The organism is Niallia sp. Man26 (genome assembly GCF_022049065.2).
Lineage (GTDB): Bacteria > Bacillota > Bacilli > Bacillales > Cytobacillaceae > Niallia.
The window spans coordinates 1,855,237-1,875,738 of record NZ_CP095743.1 but is presented as its reverse complement, the minus strand read 5'-3'; the positions used below and the strand labels follow the sequence as shown (position 1 = coordinate 1,875,738).

The 20,502-nt window shown below is 40.0% G+C and carries 15 protein-coding genes; 4 read left to right on the top strand and 11 right to left on the bottom strand.

Features of this window, described 5'->3' with window-relative positions:
* Window position 1 precedes the first annotated feature (1 nt).
* Window positions 2-4,555, bottom strand: a complete 4,554-nt coding sequence (gltB, locus tag L8T27_RS09485; RefSeq protein ID WP_237941386.1) for a glutamate synthase large subunit — start codon at window positions 4,553-4,555, stop codon at window positions 2-4.
* A gap of 139 nt (window positions 4,556-4,694) precedes the next feature.
* Between gltB and gltC the strand changes: the two genes are divergently transcribed.
* Entirely contained in the window at window positions 4,695-5,597 is a 903-nt protein-coding gene (gltC, locus tag L8T27_RS09480) for a glutamate biosynthesis transcriptional regulator GltC (RefSeq protein WP_233313925.1), read from the top strand.
* A gap of 89 nt (window positions 5,598-5,686) precedes the next feature.
* Here gltC and pepF read toward each other — a convergent pair whose 3' ends face one another.
* The 4 genes from pepF to L8T27_RS09460 all read right to left on the bottom strand — a co-directional run bounded on the left by pepF (window position 5,687) and on the right by L8T27_RS09460 (window position 10,366).
* Window positions 5,687-7,480 carry an oligoendopeptidase F gene (gene pepF / locus L8T27_RS09475; RefSeq protein ID WP_237941385.1) on the bottom strand — a complete coding sequence of 598 codons (1,794 nt, stop codon included), beginning with the start codon at window positions 7,478-7,480 and terminating at the stop codon, window positions 5,687-5,689.
* A 198-nt stretch (window positions 7,481-7,678) separates the two neighbouring features.
* Complete coding sequence (locus L8T27_RS09470) at window positions 7,679-8,794, bottom strand: NADH-dependent flavin oxidoreductase (RefSeq protein WP_233314755.1); 1,116 nt, start codon at window positions 8,792-8,794, stop codon at window positions 7,679-7,681.
* Between the two features lie 219 nt (window positions 8,795-9,013).
* Complete coding sequence (locus tag L8T27_RS09465) at window positions 9,014-9,829, bottom strand: STAS domain-containing protein (RefSeq protein ID WP_237941384.1); 816 nt, start codon at window positions 9,827-9,829, stop codon at window positions 9,014-9,016.
* A 336-nt stretch (window positions 9,830-10,165) separates the two neighbouring features.
* Window positions 10,166-10,366, bottom strand: a complete 201-nt coding sequence (locus tag L8T27_RS09460; RefSeq protein WP_233313928.1) for an IDEAL domain-containing protein — start codon at window positions 10,364-10,366, stop codon at window positions 10,166-10,168.
* A gap of 177 nt (window positions 10,367-10,543) precedes the next feature.
* Between L8T27_RS09460 and L8T27_RS09455 the strand changes: the two genes are divergently transcribed.
* Both L8T27_RS09455 and L8T27_RS09450 read left to right on the top strand, forming a co-directional pair.
* Window positions 10,544-11,353, top strand: a complete 810-nt coding sequence (locus L8T27_RS09455) for a Cof-type HAD-IIB family hydrolase (protein WP_233313929.1) — start codon at window positions 10,544-10,546, stop codon at window positions 11,351-11,353.
* 59 nt (window positions 11,354-11,412) lie between these two features.
* Window positions 11,413-12,270 carry a dimethylarginine dimethylaminohydrolase family protein gene (locus L8T27_RS09450; protein ID WP_233313930.1) on the top strand — a complete coding sequence of 286 codons (858 nt, stop codon included), beginning with the start codon at window positions 11,413-11,415 and terminating at the stop codon, window positions 12,268-12,270.
* A 41-nt stretch (window positions 12,271-12,311) separates the two neighbouring features.
* On the opposite strand, the gene L8T27_RS09445 is transcribed toward L8T27_RS09450, so the two are convergent.
* The 3 genes from L8T27_RS09445 to L8T27_RS28665 all read right to left on the bottom strand — a co-directional run bounded on the left by L8T27_RS09445 (window position 12,312) and on the right by L8T27_RS28665 (window position 15,286).
* Window positions 12,312-13,382 (bottom strand): branched-chain amino acid aminotransferase, encoded by a 1,071-nt coding sequence (locus L8T27_RS09445; protein ID WP_233313931.1) that lies wholly within the window; start codon window positions 13,380-13,382, stop codon window positions 12,312-12,314.
* A 190-nt stretch (window positions 13,383-13,572) separates the two neighbouring features.
* The gene (locus L8T27_RS09440) at window positions 13,573-14,967 is read right to left on the bottom strand and encodes a M20/M25/M40 family metallo-hydrolase (RefSeq protein WP_233314756.1); all 1,395 of its coding nucleotides are present in this window, start codon (window positions 14,965-14,967) and stop codon (window positions 13,573-13,575) included.
* Between the two features lie 187 nt (window positions 14,968-15,154).
* Window positions 15,155-15,286, bottom strand: coding sequence for a hypothetical protein (locus L8T27_RS28665; protein WP_267913281.1), 132 nt, complete (start codon window positions 15,284-15,286; stop codon window positions 15,155-15,157).
* Window positions 15,287-15,703: 417 nt separating this feature from the next.
* Between L8T27_RS28665 and L8T27_RS09435 the strand changes: the two genes are divergently transcribed.
* Window positions 15,704-16,834 carry a CAP domain-containing protein gene (locus L8T27_RS09435; RefSeq protein WP_237941383.1) on the top strand — a complete coding sequence of 377 codons (1,131 nt, stop codon included), beginning with the start codon at window positions 15,704-15,706 and terminating at the stop codon, window positions 16,832-16,834.
* Window positions 16,835-16,872: 38 nt separating this feature from the next.
* On the opposite strand, the gene L8T27_RS09430 is transcribed toward L8T27_RS09435, so the two are convergent.
* The 3 genes from L8T27_RS09430 to purT all read right to left on the bottom strand — a co-directional run bounded on the left by L8T27_RS09430 (window position 16,873) and on the right by purT (window position 20,350).
* Window positions 16,873-17,784 carry an AEC family transporter gene (locus L8T27_RS09430; RefSeq protein WP_237941382.1) on the bottom strand — a complete coding sequence of 304 codons (912 nt, stop codon included), beginning with the start codon at window positions 17,782-17,784 and terminating at the stop codon, window positions 16,873-16,875.
* 63 nt (window positions 17,785-17,847) lie between these two features.
* Window positions 17,848-19,110: an L-lactate MFS transporter gene (locus tag L8T27_RS09425; protein ID WP_237941381.1), complete on the bottom strand. Its 1,263-nt coding sequence runs from the start codon at window positions 19,108-19,110 to the stop codon at window positions 17,848-17,850.
* A 49-nt stretch (window positions 19,111-19,159) separates the two neighbouring features.
* The gene (purT, locus tag L8T27_RS09420; protein WP_237941380.1) at window positions 19,160-20,350 is read right to left on the bottom strand and encodes a formate-dependent phosphoribosylglycinamide formyltransferase; all 1,191 of its coding nucleotides are present in this window, start codon (window positions 20,348-20,350) and stop codon (window positions 19,160-19,162) included.
* Between the last annotated feature and the right edge of the window lie 152 nt (window positions 20,351-20,502).

The window sequence follows — 20,502 nt, the reverse complement described above, 5'->3', positions numbered from 1 at the left end:
CTTACCGAACTGCTAAAGTCATCTTAGTAGTTTGCTGTTTTTTTTTGCCTTGGTTTGAGTTGCTCTCAAAAGCTTTCATTTCCGCTTCTTCTTGCGTTAATCCATGGTCAATGCCTTCTTGGATTTGGCTGATCATCCGTTTGTAATCTTTAGGGATTATTTTTACGAATTTAGCAGCATTTTTCTCCCAGCTGTTTAACACTTGCTGTGCTGAGAAGCTGTCTGTTTGTTCCGCATGTTTACTGATTAAAGTCCTTACTCTCTCCAACTCTGCCTTATCTGTCAATTCTTCAAGCAGAATCATTTCCATATTGCAAAGATCCTTAAAGCTGTCCTTGTCGCTTGGCAATACATAAGCAATTCCTCCAGACATACCTGCACCGAAGTTTTTGCCGACTTCACCAAGGATGACTACTTCCCCGCCTGTCATATATTCCAGACCATGATCACCAATACCCTCAACTACAATGCTAGCTCCGCTGTTTCGGACTGCAAAACGCTCTCCTGCTTTACCGTTAATGAAGGCTTCACCGCTAGTTGCACCATAGAATGCAACATTTCCTGCAATAACATTATCTTGAGCAGAAAACGATTCAACTGATGGAGTCTTAATGACGATTTTACCGCCGGATAAACCTTTTCCAACATAGTCATTCACATCGCCGTTCAAGCGGATTGTCAATCCTTTTGGAATAAATGCACCTAAGCTTTGGCCTGCAGATCCTGATAAATGCAGATTGATTGTATCTTCAGGCAATCCCTGCTCTCCATACTTTTTAGAAATTTCACTGCCGACAATTGTACCGATAACACGATCTGTATTGCGTACATGGTAGTGCAGGTCAATGTTTTCGCCATTTTGAATCGCTTTTTCTACTGCAGGCAGGATTTTTCTCATATCAATGCTTTCTGCAATTTTATGGTTTTGCGGCGTTTGGAATGTTCTAATTCCATCCACTTGGTAAAGAAGCTTAGTTAAATCAAGGTCTTTTGCTTTCCAGTGGTTTTTAGCATTCTCACCGACAGTTAATACATCTGTTCTTCCAATCATCTCATCAACAGTGCGGAAGCCTAATTGTGCCATAATCTCTCTTACTTCTTCTGCGACAAAACGCATGAAGTTGACAACATGATCTGGATCTCCAGCAAATTTATAACGAAGATCTGGATTTTGTGTGGCAATCCCGACTGGACATGTGTCCAAGTGGCAAGCACGCATCATTACACATCCTAAGACGATGAGCGGTGCTGTTGCGAAGCCAAATTCTTCTGCGCCAAGCAATGCTGCCAGCACAACATCTTTACCTGTCATCAGCTTTCCGTCTGTTTCTAGGACAACTCTGCTTCTCAAACCGTTAAGCATTAATGTTTGATGTGCTTCAGCTAATCCAAGCTCCCACGGAAGACCAGTATGTTTAATACTTGTTTTTGGTGATGCACCCGTACCGCCATCATAGCCGCTAACAACAATAACATCTGCCGCACCTTTTGCCACACCTGCAGCAATCGTGCCGATTCCGCCTTTTGAAACAAGCTTCACACTGATTCGAGCATCACGGTTCGCATTTTTCAAATCGTGAATAAGCTGTGCCAAATCTTCAATAGAATAAATATCATGATGCGGCGGAGGTGAAATTAAGCCAACTCCCGGAGTAGAGCCCCTTACGTCTGCAACCCAAGGATATACTTTGTTTCCTGGCAGCTGTCCACCTTCCCCAGGCTTTGCACCCTGCGCCATCTTGATTTGCAATTCGCGGGCATTTATTAAATAATGACTTTTTACACCAAAACGTCCTGATGCAATCTGTTTAATGGCGCTGATTCGATTGTCGCCATTCACATCAAGCTCGTAACGGGCTGGATCCTCTCCGCCTTCCCCGCTGTTTGAGCTGCCGCCTAGACGGTTCATTGCAATTGCCAATGTTTCATGCGCTTCCTTACTAAGCGATCCAAAGGACATAGCTCCTGTTTTAAACCTTTTTACAATGGATTCAACTGATTCGACTTCTTCTAGATCAATTGGATTCTGGTTAGCATTAAAGGCAAACAAATTTCTCAAGAAGTTTAATCTCTCTTCATTGGCTGCATCTGAATATTGCTTAAATAAGCTGTAATCAGCTTTTCGGCATGCCCATTGCAATGTATGAATTGTCTTTGGATTGAACGCGTGATGTTCTCCGCCTTTTCTCCATTGGAACTCACTTCCAGAATCTAAAGTCTCATCCAGAATATTTGCATATGCTGCATCATGTCTGTCAGCAGCTTCTTTTGCAATCGTTTCTATACCTATTCCGCCTAATTGTGATACAGTTCCAGCGAAGTATTTATCGATAACCTCTTGGCCAATGCCGACTGCTTCAAAGATTTGGGCTCCGCGGTAACTTTGCACGGTAGAGATACCCATTTTGGACATTACTTTAACGACACCTTCAGTAATTACAAGATTATAGCGTGCTACAGCTTCCTCATAGGAAATGTTCAGCAATTCATCTTCAATTGTCTTCTGATAAGTCGCATACACTAAATACGGGTTGATAGCATCTGCACCAAAACCGATTAAGCTCGCGAAATGATGAACCTCTCTTGTTTCACCTGATTCTACGATGATACTAACCTTTGATCGAAGTCCTTTTTCAATTAAATGCTGGTGCAGTGCGCTGACTGCTAACAGGACAGGTATAGCTTTTTGTTCTTGATTCATTCCTCTATCCGTTACAATTAACAGGCTAACACCTTCAGCAATGGCATTTTCTGCTTGCTTCAACAGGCTTTGAAGACTCATCTCCAAGTTATCTGTGAAAGTCGCTGCAAAGCTTTGTGCTGTAAATCCGTACAGCTCATTTGCTTTCAGCTGATTGATTTCAGCATTAGAAAGGATTGGACCTTCCAACTGAATGCGGCGACAATTCTCAGCTGTCGGGTGAAGCAGGTTGCTTTCAGCTCCTAACCAAGTCAATGTTGATGTGACCACATGCTCCCTGATTGCATCAATAGGAGGATTGGTTACTTGGGCGAACAGCTGCTTGAAGTAGTTGAATAATGATTGGGACTTTTCAGACAATACAGCAAGCGGCGTGTCATTCCCCATTGAACCGATTGGATCCTTGCCTTCTGTTACAACAGGCAGCAAGTTTTTTTGGATATCTTCATACGTGTATCCAAAAGCACGCTGGCGTGTCAGTAAATCTTGGAAAGACTCTGCTTCATCGTTTTCCGATTGCTCTAGCTTAACAACTTCCTCCAGCCATTCTGCATACGGCTCTTGTGATGAAATTTCGCTTTTCAGCTCATCGTCAGAAACGATTCTGCCTTCCTCTAAGTCTATTAACAGCATTTTTCCTGGGCTTAAACGGTCTTTATATAGAATGTTTTCTTCTTCTACCGGTACAACACCTACTTCGGAGGAGAACACAATATAATCATCTTTTGTCACATAATAACGAGCAGGACGTAAACCGTTTCGGTCTAATATTGCCCCGATTTGCTTACCATCTGTAAATGTGATGGCCATCGGACCATCCCATGGCTCCATCATTGCACTATGAAACTCATAAAATGCTCTTTTCTCGCCAGTCACGTGAGGGTTCTCTGTCCAAGGCTCCGGGATAAGCATCATTGCTGCATGAGCCGGCTTACGGCCTGCAAGAATGAAGAATTCCAAGGCGTTATCGAAAACAGATGAATCACTTCCATTTGCATCAAGAATTGGCAGAACCTTTTGCAGGTCATCACCGAAAGCTTCTGACACAAATTGCTGTTCTCTTGCCTTCATCCAATTGAAGTTTCCGCGCAATGTGTTAATTTCTCCGTTATGGATCAAATAACGGTTTGGATGGGCTCTTTCCCAGCTTGGAAAAGTATTTGTGCTGAAACGTGAATGCACAATAGAAAATGCGGACACGAATTCTGGGTCTTGCACATCAAGATAGAATGTTTCTACTTGATCGGAAGTTAACAGCCCTTTATATACAATGGTGCTCGTAGACAGACTCGCAAAGTAAAATTCTCTTTCTTCTGCCTTGCCCCAATTTTCAGATAATTTACGGATAATATAAAGCTTGCGTTCGAAACCAAGCTTCTCTAAACCATTATTATTTTTAATAAACACTTGTCGAATTACAGGACAGCTCTTTTGAGCGACTTTTCCGATTTTTCTGACATCTGTAGGTACAGTACGCCAGCCGAGTAGCTCTTGGCCCTCAAGCTCGATATATTCATTTATCTTATTTTCGATTTCATGTCTGTTTGGATCGTCCTTTGAAAAGAAAACCATTCCGACACCATATTGTCCGCGCTCTGGCAATTCAAAATCCGTAATCTCCTTGCGGAAAAATGCATCTGGAATTTGAACCATTAATCCGGATCCATCTCCTGTCAACGGATCGCTGCCTTGACCACCGCGATGATCCAATTTACATAGCATGCTTAGTCCCTTTGAAACGATGTCGTGAGTTGCCATCCCCTTAATATGAGCAAATAACCCGATTCCACACGCATCATGTTCAAATTCAGGTCGGTATAGACCTTGTGCTTTAGCTAATTGGTTGTACGTCATTTCAACCACCCCTGTCAGATTTTCTAACACTTTTTTTTGTTCAGATAACCCAATTATACTATGCAAATTCATATATACAATATATTATTTGGATAGAAGTAATCTAATATTGAGATGAATAGGAGGATTAACCTAAAAAATGGAATTAAGACAACTGAAATATTTCATCGAAGTTGCAGAAAGAGAACATGTATCAGAAGCTGCTGAACGCCTACATGTTGCGCAATCCGCTATAAGCAGACAAATTGCTAATTTGGAAGATGAGCTAGGTGTCCCTCTATTTGAAAGAGAAGGACGAAATGTCAAATTGACATCAATTGGTAAAATATTTTTAACTCATTCCCTTGCGATTATGAAAGCAGTAGATCGTGCTAAAGAACAAATTGATGCTTATTTAGATCCAGAAAGAGGCTCCATTAAAATCGGGTTTCCGACAAGCCTTGCCAGTCATTTGCTGCCGACGATAATTTCCGCATTTAAAGAAAGGCATCCAAACATAGCCTTTCAATTGCGACAAGGCTCATACAGTTTCTTAATCGATGCGGTAAAAAATCGAGATCTGGATTTAGCGTTATTAGGCCCTGTACCGACAGATGATTTTGATTTAAAAGGGAATATATTATTTACAGAAAAAATCTTTGCCCTTCTCCCAAGCAATCATCCGTTGTCCGAAAGACGTACACTTCGGCTAAGGGATTTACGAAATGAATCATTTGTATTGTTTCCGAAAGGTTATATTTTGCAAAAAATAGCTTATGATGCTTGTAAACAAGAAGGTTTTTTGCCGAATATAAGTTCTGAGGGAGAGGATTTAGATGCTATTAAAGGGTTAGTTTCAGCTGGAATGGGAGTGACATTGCTTCCTGAAAGCACCTTTTATGATAATGTTCCAAAATTCACAGCAAGGGTGCCAATTGAGAATCCTGCAATCAGCCGTACGGTCGGTATTATCATTCCCAAAAACCGAGAGCTGCCGCCGTCTGTACAAACTTTCTATCATTACGTGATTGAGTTTTTCTCCATTCTAGAAAAATACCAATAAAAATTTTATGCAAAATAATTAATTTTTATGCAACTTGTTCCTAACGGTTCAAGAAAGCCGTATACAAAGTATACGGCTTTAACCAATTTTTAACCCTTTTTTGTCATCTCTTCTACAAGAGAGTGGAAAATAGACATTGCATGTTCTATTGGTTCTGGAGTAGTTAAGTCAACACCAGTTTTTTTCAGCAATTCTAATGGGAAATCTGAGCTGCCGCTCTTTAAGAATTCTAAATAGCTATCCAAGTCTTCCTGTTTGCCTTCCAAAAGCTTATCAGCAATTGTAATAGCAGAAGCAAAGCCTGTTGCATACTTATAAACATAGAACGGACGATAAAAATGCGGAATTCTTGACCACCCGTGCTTCACTTCATCATCAAGGACTAGCTCGCTGCCATTGTAAGCTTTAAAAAGAGTCTCATAAGTCTCATTGAAAAAATCAAGTGTTAGCGGTTCTCCCTTTTCTGCTTTCTCATGTACCTCTTTTTCGAACTCGCTAAACATTACTTGCGTGAAGAAAGTCCCTTTAAAGCTGTCGATAAAGTGGTTCAATAAATGCTCCCGTTTTTTCGGATCTGTTTCTGTTTTTAACAGATACCGAATCAGCAAGACTTCATTGACTGTTGATGCAACTTCAGCTACAAAGATGCTGTATCCTGCACTGATTGCCGGCTGATGCTTATTGCTGAGATAAGAATGCATCCCATGGCCGCACTCATGCGCCAATGTAAAAAGACTGTCAAGGTCATCTCGGTGATTCAACAGGATGAATGGGTGTACCCCGTATACTCCTAGATTATAAGCTCCCGACCTTTTCCCCGGTGTCTCTCTCACATCAAAATAACGTTTTTCCTTAAAGCTTTTCAAAACATCAATATACTCAGACCCAAGCGGCTCTAAGCTTTTCAGCATAATATCATAGGCTTCATCAAATGAGATTTCCTGCTTCGCTGCCTCGCCTGCAAGGGGAACACTTAAGTCATATGCACGCAGCTCATCGACACCTAATTTTTGCTTGCGATATTGCATATATTCATCCATATATTTTAAATTATTTCTAGTTGATTCTATCAGGTTCTCGTAAACTTTCTTTGGAACCCGATCACCAAACAAACTTTTTTCAAGGGCTGAAGGATAATTGCGCAGTTTGGATGTTTTAACATTATTTTTGACTGCAGATGAAAAAGTTGCTGCAATTGTATTCTTGAGTCCGAGATAAGGTTGATAGTATGCCTTGTAGGCCTCGATTCTTTTTTCTCTATCATCGCTTTCCATCAGCTTTGAATACATACCTCTTGTCAGCTCTACTTTGTTTCCGTTCTCATCTGTCACCTCACCAAACTTAATATCTGCATTATTAATCATCCCGAACACTTGGCTTGGAACAGACAGGGACTCCCCTAATTCTGATAAGATTTCTTCCTTTTCTTTGCTTAAAACATGCTTTTTATAGGCAAACGACTCCAGCAAATCCTTTTCAAAATATTTCAAGCCTTCTTCTTGCGCAATATATGCTTTTAATTGGCTCTCTTCCAGGCTTAAAAGATACGGCATAAAAAACGAGCTTGCGCTGCTCCATTTTTGTCCTGCACTTCTCGCTTGGTCTACAAGGCTTTGAGCGCTGTTATTTCTGGTATCTGTATCAAGCAGCAGCATGCTGTAAGCGAAAACCTTCCTATATATGTAACCGATTTCTTCAGATAGCTTTAGATAGGCAAGCAAGCTTTTGGCATCGTTTATATTATCATTGTAGGTAGCAATCTCGCCAACCTTTTCACTGACTATGTCCAAATCTGCTTTCCAAGCTTGCTCTGTTTCGTACAGATCACTAAGATTCCATTTCTCTATGTCTTTTACTTCATTTCTGTCTTTATAAGAAATCATCTGCAGCCTCCTCATTTGATTAAGTTTATTCCATCATAATGGATAGCATTTACTCCTGTCCAAAAATTAACACTATTGTTTTAGCAGAAAAATTTTCTGCTTTAGATGATTAGTTTATGCAGGAAACTAATATGTCATGAATCTTTTGCGCTGTTAAAGAAAGGCCCCCGGAGATAATCGCCGGGGGGCAAGAATTGCTTATACTCCCGGGAACCAGCCAGGAGAGTTGATAATTGCATTCCAAAGCGGATCTGGCACTACCAGTTCCTTCTGCTTGCTTTTATCTAATACAGAAACAATTTCACTTTCTCTGCCTTCCTCGATTTTTTGAACAAAATCAGGATCGATAATGAGCTCACGGCCAATAGCTAAAAGATCAATATCTGTTTCAAAGGCTTTTTTTGCATCATCTGCTGTATACACGCTGCCGACACCAATCACTGGCACACGTCCATTGACACGCTCGATAATCCATTCAATTCTGGATTTGCTATCATCAGCGCCACGTCTTGGTGCTGACCAGAACTCTTGTAAGGAAGCATGCAAATAATCTAGGTTTTTGTCTGCAAGTGCATCAATCAAGGCAAATGTTTCCTCCATCGTTAAACCTGGAGTTTCCGGTTCTTCTGGAGAGAAACGATAACCAACAATAAATGGCTCTGTTGCTTTTTCTGCTTCTTTTTTCACAGCATCAACAACAGCAAGCGGGAATGCCATTCTATTCTCTAGAGTACCGCCCCATTTGTCGTTGCGTCTATTTGTGTGCGGTGAATAAAACTGCTGAAGCAAATATCCGTTTGCGCCATGGATTTCAACACCATCAAACCCTGCTTCCACAGCACGTCTTGTTGTTTCACCGAATGCTGTGATAATCTCAAGAATCTCTTCTTCTTTTAAAGGTCTAGGAGCTGGATTATTGTCTTGTGCAACATCGCTGGCACTTACAAGCTCACCATTAGGCACTAGATTTGGAGGACAAGATCTGCCGCCATGGAAGATTTGCAGAATTGCTTTCGCCCCTTCTTTTTTTATTGCAGATGCAAGTTCTCTTAAAGACGGAATGAATTCATCAGAATATGCAGCAAATTCTCCCGGGAAGCCTTTGCCGTTTTCTGTTACATATGTACATGCAGTAATAACCATGCTGACACCTTTAGAACGTCTAGCATAATAGTCAACCTCAGCTTTGGTAACTGTGCCGTCCTCGTTTGATGAGAAATTAGTCATTGGCGCCATTACTAAACGATTTCTCAGTTCCAGCTTATTTGCCAAGTTCAATGGTTGGAAAAGCTTTTCGGATTGATTGCTCAAAATTAACACTCCTTTTAAATTATATTTACATAATGTTTCTTGATTAAATGAACTTCTGCTTCACTCCTGTAGTATGCCTTTATCAGGGTGAATTATTGAAGTAATGTCATCTTAATATTCTCGCACTTAAATAGTCAAACGATTGAACTCGGCAAAAAACAAAAAAGCACCCTTGGTGTTACCAAGCGGTGCTGTACTTATATAAAAATAACTTTAAATCGGTTACTTCAAAGACTCCAGTGCCTGCTTAAGATTAGCATAAACCTTGATTGCCGCCATATTTAATCTTGTTTCCACAACTGTTTGAGCAAGCTGCGGGCGCAAGCCGGTTACAATGACCTTGATGCCAAGGAGCTGAAGCACCTCGCCTAATTGGTACAGATAAGAAGCGATTTCCGAATCTATATTTTTAATGCCAGAGTAATCTGTAATAAGATATTCAAGCTGAAGCCCAGCTATATGGGGGACAACTTTTTCCATTATATACGAAGCTCTGTAGGCATCGATTAAGCCAACAAGCGGCAGAACAGCTACACCTTCTTTTACAAGCACAACTGGGGCAGACAGCTCCGCCAATTCCTGCTGGGCTTTCTTTCGGTAACTTTCTGATAAACATTCATAAGTGGAGACTGTTTCACTTAAGCTAGTGTCGAGTATATCGTCAACCATTTTTATTAAAAAAGCATTCTCACTAAGAGCTAGTCCAAACTTAATGCTTAACTCTGTCAGCAGCTCATTAAAAATCTTCCTTGTCGGCTGGTAGCGGATAACGATTTCTGAAATTCTTCCACCTGCGTTCAATTGCTGTTCAGCATTGTGCTTACTCCAAGCAATTAAATCCGCTGGCACTCCTGACACTCCTGTATTAAGTGACTTGCCTAAAAACCCTAAAAACTCTTTATACATGAGAAATGCGTTATTTCTCTCGTCATCAGGGATGCTTAAATCTAAACTGCTGAGAACTCCCTCTACTATTCTATGAGCAAGGACTTCTGTATTTTCCTCTATGTACTCAGCCACTTTACACATTGTTGTCATATATCATTCCCACCCTTTACCCCAATAGTATAACTAGATTATAACGCAAAAAAGGGCGGTTTTGGGAGAAATATTCCGTCTTTATTGCAGCTAATTTGACTATAAAAAAATAATAGCTTGCAACAAATTAATAGATATGGTATATTTATTTCTGCGATGAGCTCTATTGAATAAGTCAATAAACGCTAATGTGCTATGTGGAGCACAGTTTATTGCCTCAATAACGTAAGGACACCATTTTTGGTGTCCTTTTTCATTTTTTTCAAACGAACAACAAAAAGCATGAAGATTTGCATCTCCATGCTTTGATATATAACGACTATTATTAAAAACTATTTAGGAGATCAACTTGTTTAGTTCTTCTGTTAAACGAAGAAACTCAGGCTTATCACCAGCGATTAATGTTGCATCAATCTGCTTTTTTAGACTCTGTTTCTTGAAATTATAAAGGGCTTTCTCCAAGACCATTTCAGCTAATAAAGAATCAACTACATTTCCTTCAGACTGTTGTGGTGCATTTAATAAATACTTTTCCATTTGAATCAACCCCTTTGCTTTTTTATATTATAGCAACAATTTTCTGATAATTCAAATACTTTTTCGAGGTAATTTCTCCCTTTTTCTAATAAGAAAAAAATCTCCCTTTCCGCTATAATCTCAACTGATATTCATGTATTCTTAAGATGTAGAATAAATTTTTTTAAGGAGATACAAATGAAATATAAAATGATTGTACTAGACATGGATGACACATTGCTTCAGGATGACCATACGGTCTCAGAAGCGACAAAGGCAGCATTGATTAAAGCACAGGAACAAGGGGTTAAGGTAGTTCTTGCTTCAGGCAGACCTACGTTTGCGATGTGGGATACTGCAAGAGAACTACATCTGTCTGATTATGGCAGCTATATCCTTTCATTTAACGGCGCAAAAATCACCAATTGCCGAACAAATGAAGAGATTTTCAGCAGTACGCTTTTACCAGAGGTTGTACACCAGCTGTTTGAATTGAGTAAAAGAGAAAAGGTTTGGCTTCATACATATGTTGGCGATACTATTGTGACAGAAGAAAACAATCCATTTACGGAGATTGAAGCACAAATAACTGGGCTGCCAATCAAAGCTGTGCCTAACTTTGTTGATTACATAAAAGACCCTGTTGTAAAGGTATTAATGGTTAAAGAAGAGGATATTCTGAAAAATGTGGAGAAAGTATTACAGACAGAACTTTCAGAGCAACTGAGTGTTATGCGCTCCAAACCGTTTTTCCTTGAATTCACGGAGAAAGGTGTTACTAAAGGCACAAGCCTATCATTATTGATTGATCGCCTTGGCATCACAAGAGAAGAAGTTATCGCAATGGGAGACAGCTATAATGATGCCGCAATGATTGAATTTGCAGGTCTTGGCATTGCAATGGGCAACGCTCCTGACGACATTAAGCTTATAGCCGATTATGTAACAGATACAAACAATAATGACGGAGTTGCCAAAGCGGTCGAAAAATTTATTTTAAACGCTTAAAAGCTTATTTTGTCAGCTTGTGAATGGATTGCCCAAAACTTAAAAAATGGAGGATTAATATGAAGAATGATCAATTGTTGATTGGGAGCCACAGCGAATATGCCCCATTAAAAAAAGTGATTTTAACATCTCCATTATATATGACTATTAAAGAACCAATAAATGCGATCCAAAAGCAGTATATGAAAGAAAATATTGATACAGAATTAGCTGTTAAACAGCATCAAGGCTTTGTTGAAGCTTTGAAAGCTGAAGGCATTGAAGTTGTGCTCCTTCCTGCTGAGAAGCAATTCCCTGAACAGGTATTTACTAGGGATATCGGCTTTACACTTGGTGATCAAATGTTCGTTGCGAAAATGGGGCATGATGTCCGTAAAGGAGAAGAGCATGTTCTGTTAAACTGGCTGAACGAGCAGGAAATTTCTTTTACGAAATTAAACAGTGACAAGATTGAAGGCGGTGATGTGCTGATTGACGGCTCGACCATTTATGTCGGTGTCAGCAATCGCACAAATGAACAAGCCATTAATCATCTTCAAAGCTTGCTGCCTAACTATGAAGTGATTGCTGTTCCATTCACAGACAGCTTTTTACATCTTGATTGTGTATTCAATATTCTTTCGCCGCATGATGCGCTGATTTATCCTGGGGAAATTGATAAAGATAAATTGGAATTGTTAAAGAAGCGGTATTCTCTCATTGAGGTGACAAAGGAAGAGCAAGCAACACTCGGAACAAATGTACTATCTATCGGTCATAAAAAAGTCATCAGTCTTCCCATTAATAAAGGTGTAAATAGTGAGCTGCGCAAACGCGGTTTTACAGTGATTGAGGTTGATATAACGGAAATCATTAAGTCAGGCGGAGCCTTCCGCTGCTGCACACTTCCTTTGTACAGGGAAACACAGACAACATAATTAAAAGAGCCGCTGCCATGATTGACAGCGGCTCTTTTATTTTATACTTCGACTGTCCAGCCAAACGGATCTTCTGCTCTTCCGTTTTGGATGTCTGTCAATGTATCATAGACTTTTTTCGCAAGCTCGCCAGTTTCTCCGTTATTAAGAGTAATGGATGTTTCATTCCATAAGAACTCACCAATTGGAGAAATAACCGCTGCTGTTCCTGTACCGAATGCTTCTTTCAACTCACCATTTTTATGAGCTTCAAAAATCTCTTCAACAGAAATTCTGCGTTCAACTACAGGGATGTCCCAATGTTTAAGAAGATCCATGACGCTTCTTCTTGTCACACCTTCAAGGATGCTTCCGTTTAATGCTGGTGTAATAACTTCATCACCAATCTTGAAGAATACGTTCATCGCGCCTACTTCTTCTACATATTTCTTTTCGACTCCATCAAGCCATAATACTTGAGAATAGCCTTTTTGTGTAGCGATTTGCTGCGCTTTTAAGCTTGCTGCGTAGTTACCAGCTGTTTTTGCAGAGCCAGTTCCGCCAGCAACGGCACGGACATACTCATTTTCAACAAAGATTTTTACAGGTTTAACACCTTCTTTGTAGTATGAACCAACCGGTGACAAGATGATCATGAATTTATAGCTGATAGAAGCCGCAACACCTAAAAATGGTTGTGTAGAAATAACGAAAGGACGGATATACAGGGAAGTTCCTTCTCCTGATGGAATCCAATCTTTATCAATATTAATCAGCTGCTTTAAAGCATCAAGAGCGAAATCCTCATCAATTTCTGGAATGCAAAGACGCTCATTTGATTTGTTCAGACGTTCCATATTTTTTTCCGGTCTGAAAAGCAATACTTTTTCTTCTTTTGTCAAATATGCTTTCATACCTTCAAAAACTGCTTGCCCGTAGTGGAAAATAACTGAAGCAGGATCTAACGTGATTGGCTGATATGGTAGAATTTGAGCATTATGCCAGCCGTTCTCTACTGTATAGTCCATCATGAACATATGATCCGTAAATACTTTACCGAATTCCAATTTAGACGGATCTGGCTTCGGTTTCTTTTCTGCAGCTAATGTTACTGTGATTGTTTGTTCACTCACGTTGAAAAACTCCTTCATATGTAAATTATTATTTCTATCTATTATAACGTAACTTTTCTGGAGGAAAAGAGGAATATATATTTTTTTAAAAACTTTTTTTGCTTAACCATCTTATTGTTATAGCACAAATAAAAAGAAATACGCGCCACAAAATGGACTGGCGCTATATTTCTTTCCAAAAAATATTTGCTTACAGTTCTATTTTCTCTTGCTTTAGTGCTGCCGGAAAACCTTTAAGCATATGGGCCATATAAACAATTCCTTGTTCATAATCTGATGTGCGGATGCTCTCATTCGGTGCGTGAGCCTTGCTGCCGACCCAGCCAACTCCTGTGCTGACAATCGGCAAATTCAAAATTCTGCCAAAATCAAACATCGGTCCTGTTCCTGCCGAGTTTGGTGCGAGCACAACATCACTATTGTAAACCTCTTTAGCTGACTGCTGTACATGACTGATAAACGGATGACTGAAATCCGAGCGGTACGCTTTCTGACCGTTAATCAACTTTACAGACACATCATCGAAACCATGCTTTTTCAAATGATTCACAACACATTCAAAAATATGGTTCGGATCTTGACCAGGCACAAGGCGGCAATCCAGCTTCATTTTTGCGCTTTTTGGCAGAACTGTTTTTGCTCCTTCCCCTGTATAGCCGCTTTCGATCCCGCAAATTGTCATTGTCGGTTCAAAAACCATTGCATAACGAGGGTCCTTTCCTAAAGCCTCTGTTATTAAAGGCCTTTTTAACCCATACAGCTCCTGAACTGCTTCTTCATTGAACGGCAATGACTGAACGACCTCCTCCTCTGCAGGAGTTGGTGGTGTTATTCCATCATAAAAACCTTCGACAATAATTTCATTGTGTTCATTGCGCATAGAGGCTAAGGCATGAACAAGTCTCCACGCTGCATTGTCGACATACGCTCCTACCGAGGAGTGCATATCGATGTCAGCACCTACTGCTGTTAGCTCCATATAAGCCATCCCTTTAATGCCTGCTACCATGCTGATCCGCTCTTGTTCATCCTTTCCGCCAAATTCCCAAATACAGGCATCAGCTTGAAACAATTCAGCATACTTTTCTAAATAAGGAGTCAAGTTAGGGCTTCCTATCTCTTCTTCTCCTTCAATAAGGAACTTAATATTACAGGGAAGACCGCCTTCTGTTTCCTGTAGCACTTTAATGGCTGTAAGTCTCGCGATTGTGTCCCCTTTATTATCAGAAACTCCCCTTGCAAACAGTTTTCCGTCGCGCACGGTAGGTACAAACGGTTCAGTCACCCATTCATCAAGAGGATCGGCAGGCTGCACATCATAATGGTTATAATAAAGAAGCGTACTAGTCGAATCCCCCTTCTCTCCTGCTGGGAAAAATCCATAAACAACTGGGTTTCCACCAAGATCATCTAGCACCTGAACGTCACCGCCGAAATCCTTTATCACACCAGAAATATACTCCACTGTTTCTGGAATGAACTTGTTTTGCGCAGATACTGTTTCTAACTGTAAATATTGTTCTAAAATAGCAAAGGATTGTTCTAAATTTTCCTTTGTCTTCGTTTCAATTGCTTGTAAATCCATTTTTTCCATATTGCCAGCTCCTTTATATTTAGATACTCTATTGTTTCGCCAACCGAAGAAAAAAACCTGCTATTTTTCAAAATATTTTATAAATTAAAAAAATAATTTTAGTCACAAAAAAAATCTAAATCAGTTCGGAAAAGAAAGATCGTCTTTTCAAAAGTGATTTAGACTTTATTAGATAAGTTTAATTCCAGTTTTTCGTATCTTCGAGCAGATCATCAATCTCAATAGTTTTGATGTTCCATTCACTGACACAGCTAGCCAGATCCAGCGTGTCTTGCAGAAGCTGGTCTATATCGGCTCTAATTAATTGCATTTTGTAGCCTCCTTTAGTGCCTAATCATGCTTAGTAATGCCCCCTTGAAACAATTCTTAAACGACTATTTCTCTAGTTATTACAATTGCTGCATTACAAGTATGTAGCACTTTATAGCTTGGAAACTATATCCATGCTGTTGTTTTACATGCTCATTATAGCATGTTTTTATCAATTAGCCCATTACGCCCAAATTACATGAACATTACAGCCTGTAATACTGTCTTTCGCCAATAGATTAGCAAGTTTTTCCTCTTACTCAAAAGATGTTTCACTTATTGGAAGATGGTATACTTGAAACTATATATTCCCTTCAAACGTCTGTCTATATTCGTTAATTTCTAGCAAAAATTTATCATTTGCTTATGTTTTTTCCTGATTCAGGCAATCATGGAGAGGAAATGGAGGGATTTAATTTTGAGAAGGCTTATAAAACTGGCGTTGCTCATTTTAATTGTCTACGTCGGAGTGCAATATATACAGCATAAATTTGGCACGGAAACGATACCGAATGCGATTGATTATGCAAAAGCCGAAGTGAACGAGCAGGAAGCTGCTAATTTTATTGAAAAATTTATTGAGCAAAGTAAACAGATTTTCCAAGATACACAAGATATCCTTCCAGACTGGGATACTGGTGCGGAAACGGAACAGACGAAGCAGGCAGAAAAACCGGAATTAGAGACACCAGCTCATCAGACCTTTTCCATTTATAATATTCAAATGGGTGATTCGGAGGAAGCAGTTGAGCAGGAATTAGGTAAACCGCAGCGTACATCTATGAATGAGTACGGCATATCATGGAATACGTACCACGAAAACTATCAAAATTTTGTTATGGTAGGATTTGATTCCAATAAAAAGGTAGCAGCGCTGTATACAAATCAAGATTTGATTTCCTCTACAAACGGAGTGAAAAAAGGCAGCAGTAAAGACAGTGTCTTGAAGACGTTAGGAAATCCCCTCGATGAACTGACAAAAGGCTTTGTCCGTTATAAATTTCCAGAAGACAGAGATTATGAAGTTTTTGAGATGGACGGCAGTTATGTCACCGTATTTTTTGATAAGCATGAAAACAATACAGTAACGGCAATGCAGATTGTGACAACTGAGCTTGAAGAGGACAGAAGTGATTTCTATACAGACGGAAGCGCCCAACTGGAAGAGGGCTTTGAATTCCAGCTGTTTGATTTAACGAACGCCAGCAGGGTTAACAACGGTCTTGGCGTATTGACATGGGAAGATAATGTAAAGGTAACCGCAAGGAAGCACAGTGAGGATATGGCGAAAAACAACTATTTCGACCATACAAACCTCGATGGTGAGTCCCCATTTGACCGGATGCTCTCTGACGGCATTAAGTATACAATGGCTGGTGAAAATCTTGCTTACGGGCAATACAGCAGTATTTTTGCACATGAAGGTTTAATGAACTCTTTAGGACATCGGGAGAATATTCTGCAGGAAGGCTTTACTTACCTAGGTGTCGGTGTTGCTTTCAATGAAAAATCACAGCCGTATTATACGGAAAACTTTATTACAAAATAAAAACAAGGCTATCCTGCAAAAGGAATAGCCTTGTTTGTTTACACAATCATATTTCCTATTACCCATAACAAGACAAAGCTGATAAGGATAGACAGGTTTGCTGCTGTGCCGACAAATCTCTGATTATACTTAAACTCTACACTGTAAGGTAATACAGAGGAGGCCATCGGCAGAATAAGTCCAATCAGGACTGTATAGCGGAACATATCATCGACTGGCAGAAGGAAGAACCCTAATGTTCCAACAAGTAAACCGACACCATAGCGCAACCCCAATACCCTTCCAATGCCCTTCCAGTGGCTTTTTTCAAATGAAAAATTCAAATAGATTCCTAGAAGCAGTAAAGACAGAGGCATATTAGCCTGAGAGATGACAGAACTGATGTCTATAACAGCAGTCGGCAGTGGCAAGCCGGTAATATTAATGATAAATATGACCACATATGTCATTAACGGGATTGATTTGCCCATTTTGCCGGCAACATGCTTGAAGTTCAGCACAACGCCTTCCTTTGCATAATAGCTTCCAATTAAATAACTGACTCCAAATGTAATAATAGCATTACCAATATCGAACATGCCGAAATACTTTAATCCTGCTTCTCCCCAGATACCTTGAACTAAAGGATAAGCAAACAAGCCTATGTTAAACCCAGGGATCAGCATGCCAAGCATCCCTTTATCTCTCCGCTCTTCCTTCCTGAATAAAAACAAGCCTAATATTGCGACAATGATACCATATACAAAGCCTAGGACCATCAGCATCATCAGGGAGGAATCGATTGTTATACGATGAAATGTTACGATGATTAAACTTGGCAACGTAACATTAAAAATAAGGCGTGCCATCGCTTCCCCGTCTTTTTCCTTGAGGATCTGCCACTTCTTCAAACAATAGCCTAGGGCAATTATAATGAAGGAAATGATAAACTGATTATTAAAGTTTTCCATATTGCTAATCTCCAATCATAAGAGGAAAACTCAAAAAAAGGTCAGGGGTTTACCCCCAACCTATTAAATGCTGTTGCCTCTACTAATTTCTTTATTCATCAACTTAATCTTTTTAATATCCAAACGGATTAATAAGGAAATTGTCAGTGAAACGATGAACATACAGGAAAAGACAATCAACGTCTCCTGATAGCTTCCTGTCGTGTCTCTGATCCATGAGACAAACCTAGGACCAGCAATCCCTGCTGCAGACCACGCTGTCAGTATATAGCCATGAATGGCACCAAGCTGTTTCGTTCCGAACATATCTCCAATATACGCAGGGATCGATGCAAATCCTCCCCCGTAACAAGACATTATGATACATACTATTATAGAGAAAGTAATAGCGTCTTGTAAATGAGGCAATACAAAAAAGGCAGCAATTTGAATCGCAAAAAACAATGTGTATACATTAGGACGACCAATATAATCGGAAACAGATGCCCATGCAATTCTTCCTAATCCGTTAAATACACCCATAATACCGACTAATACGGCGGCTCCTGTAACGGACATTCCAGCAAGCTCTTGTCCCATTGGAGATGCAACAGCCAATATGGCAATTCCACACGTAATATTAATGAAAAGCATTGTCCATAAAGCCCAGAATCTTTTTGTTTTTATTGCTTCATTGGCTGTCGATTGAGCTAAATCAGCTTTCGGAGCAGCAGCCCCTGTCTCCAATGCCTTCTTGTAGCCAGCAGGTACATAGCCTTTTGGAGGCGGAGCCAAATATTGAGCTGAAGCTAGTATTATTATAAAATAGATGATTGCCAAAATATAAAATGTAGAAGGTATACCAACAGAGCTAATCAACTTATTCATAATCGGACTGCTGATCATGGAAGCAAAGCCGAACCCCATTATAGCCAGCCCTGTTGCCAGCCCTCGTTTATCAGGGAACCATTTCACCAATGTTGATACTGGCGTAATATAGCCTACTCCAAGACCAATTCCGCCAAATACTCCATAAGTGATATACAAAAGAGGCAAGGATTCAATACTTACCGCAAACCCTGACCCTGCCATTCCTAATCCAAATAGAGTGGCGCAGAGTGTTCCAGCAGCACGGGGACCGAATTTCTCCACGAAATGTCCTAAAAAGGCTGCAGAGAGACCTAAAAATAATATAGCGATACTGAATGTCCAGGAAATGCTTGTTAAACTCCAATTGTACGTTTCTTCCAATGGTTTTGTAAAAACACTCCACGCATAAACAGAGCCAATAGAAATATGAATGCCAACTGCTGAAAGGGCAATTAACCAGCGATTTTTTGTTTTCATAACAGTCTCCCTTGCTTCTTAGTCTAGTTTTTCTGGGCTTAAATAAAATCTATTGTTCGGACTTCCCATAAGTAATCGACAGCTTAGCGTGAGCCTCTCTTGCATCAGCAAGTGCTGCTTCTGCTGTTTCTCCTCTTTGCAAAAGAACAGCTAAGCGTCTGCCGACAACTGCATTCGGTTTTCCAAAAATTCGGATCTGGCTGTCTTTAGATGCTAATGCTTCTTGAACGCCATGGATTTCATAATCCGCACTTTCTCGTGATGCCTTTAAAGTCTTACTTGCACCAGGCGAGTTCAGCCTGATTTGCGGTATAGGCAAGCCCAATACAGCACGGATGTGCAAGGCAAATTCTGATAAATCCTGTGTTGCTAATGTTACCATTCCAGTGTCATGAGGTCTTGGCGACACTTCACTGAAATACACACCATTATCTGTTAGGAAAAGCTCTACACCAAAAAGTCCGTAGCCTCCTAAAGCGTCTGTTATTTGTGCGGCAATTTGCTCTGACTGTTCAAGCTGTTCGGCGGTCATCTGATGAGGCTGCCATGACTCGATATAATCCCCATCCTTTTGGATATGACCAATCGGCGGACAAAAGTGCGTGCCACTGATAGAGCGGACCGTTAACAATGTTATTTCTGAATTAAAGGAGATGAATTCCTCTACAATTACTCGTGTTTTTTTCCCTCTGCCTCCCCCTACCGCTTCTTCCCATGATTTCTTTACATCATCAAGACTGCGGCAGATGCTTTGCCCTTTACCAGAAGAACTCATTATTGGCTTAATTACACACGGTACACCGATAGTAACAACGGCATTCTGCAATTCTGCTAAACTGTCTGCACATTCATACTTCGCTGTAGGCAAATTCAGTTTCTCACTTGCAAGTCGTCTAATTCCTTCCCGGTCCATCGTCAAATGGACAGCATTTGCAGTCGGAATAATATTAAAGCCTTCTCCTTCTAATTCAACGAGCATTTCAGTTGCAATGGCTTCAATCTCAGGCACAATGAAATCAGGCCTTTCTCTGATAATGATTTCTTTAAGTGCTTGGCCATCAAGCATATCGACCACATACGATTTATGTGCTACCTGCGTTGCTGGTGCATTTGCATAGCGGTCAACAGCAATCGTGTTAATTCCTAGTCTCTGTGCCTCAATAATCACTTCTTTTCCTAACTCTCCTGCTCCTAGAAGCATTATCTTTTTCGTATGTTTGGAATTTATTGCACCGAACATATAAACAACCCCCTCTATTGTTCGTTCCTTTATTGAGCATAATAACGTACTTCACCTATCAATTTCAAGGTTTTTTTATAAAAATAACGAACATTTTATAAAGTTATATAAATATAGTTCGGTTTTTCCGATTAGAAGAAAAATAAAAAAGA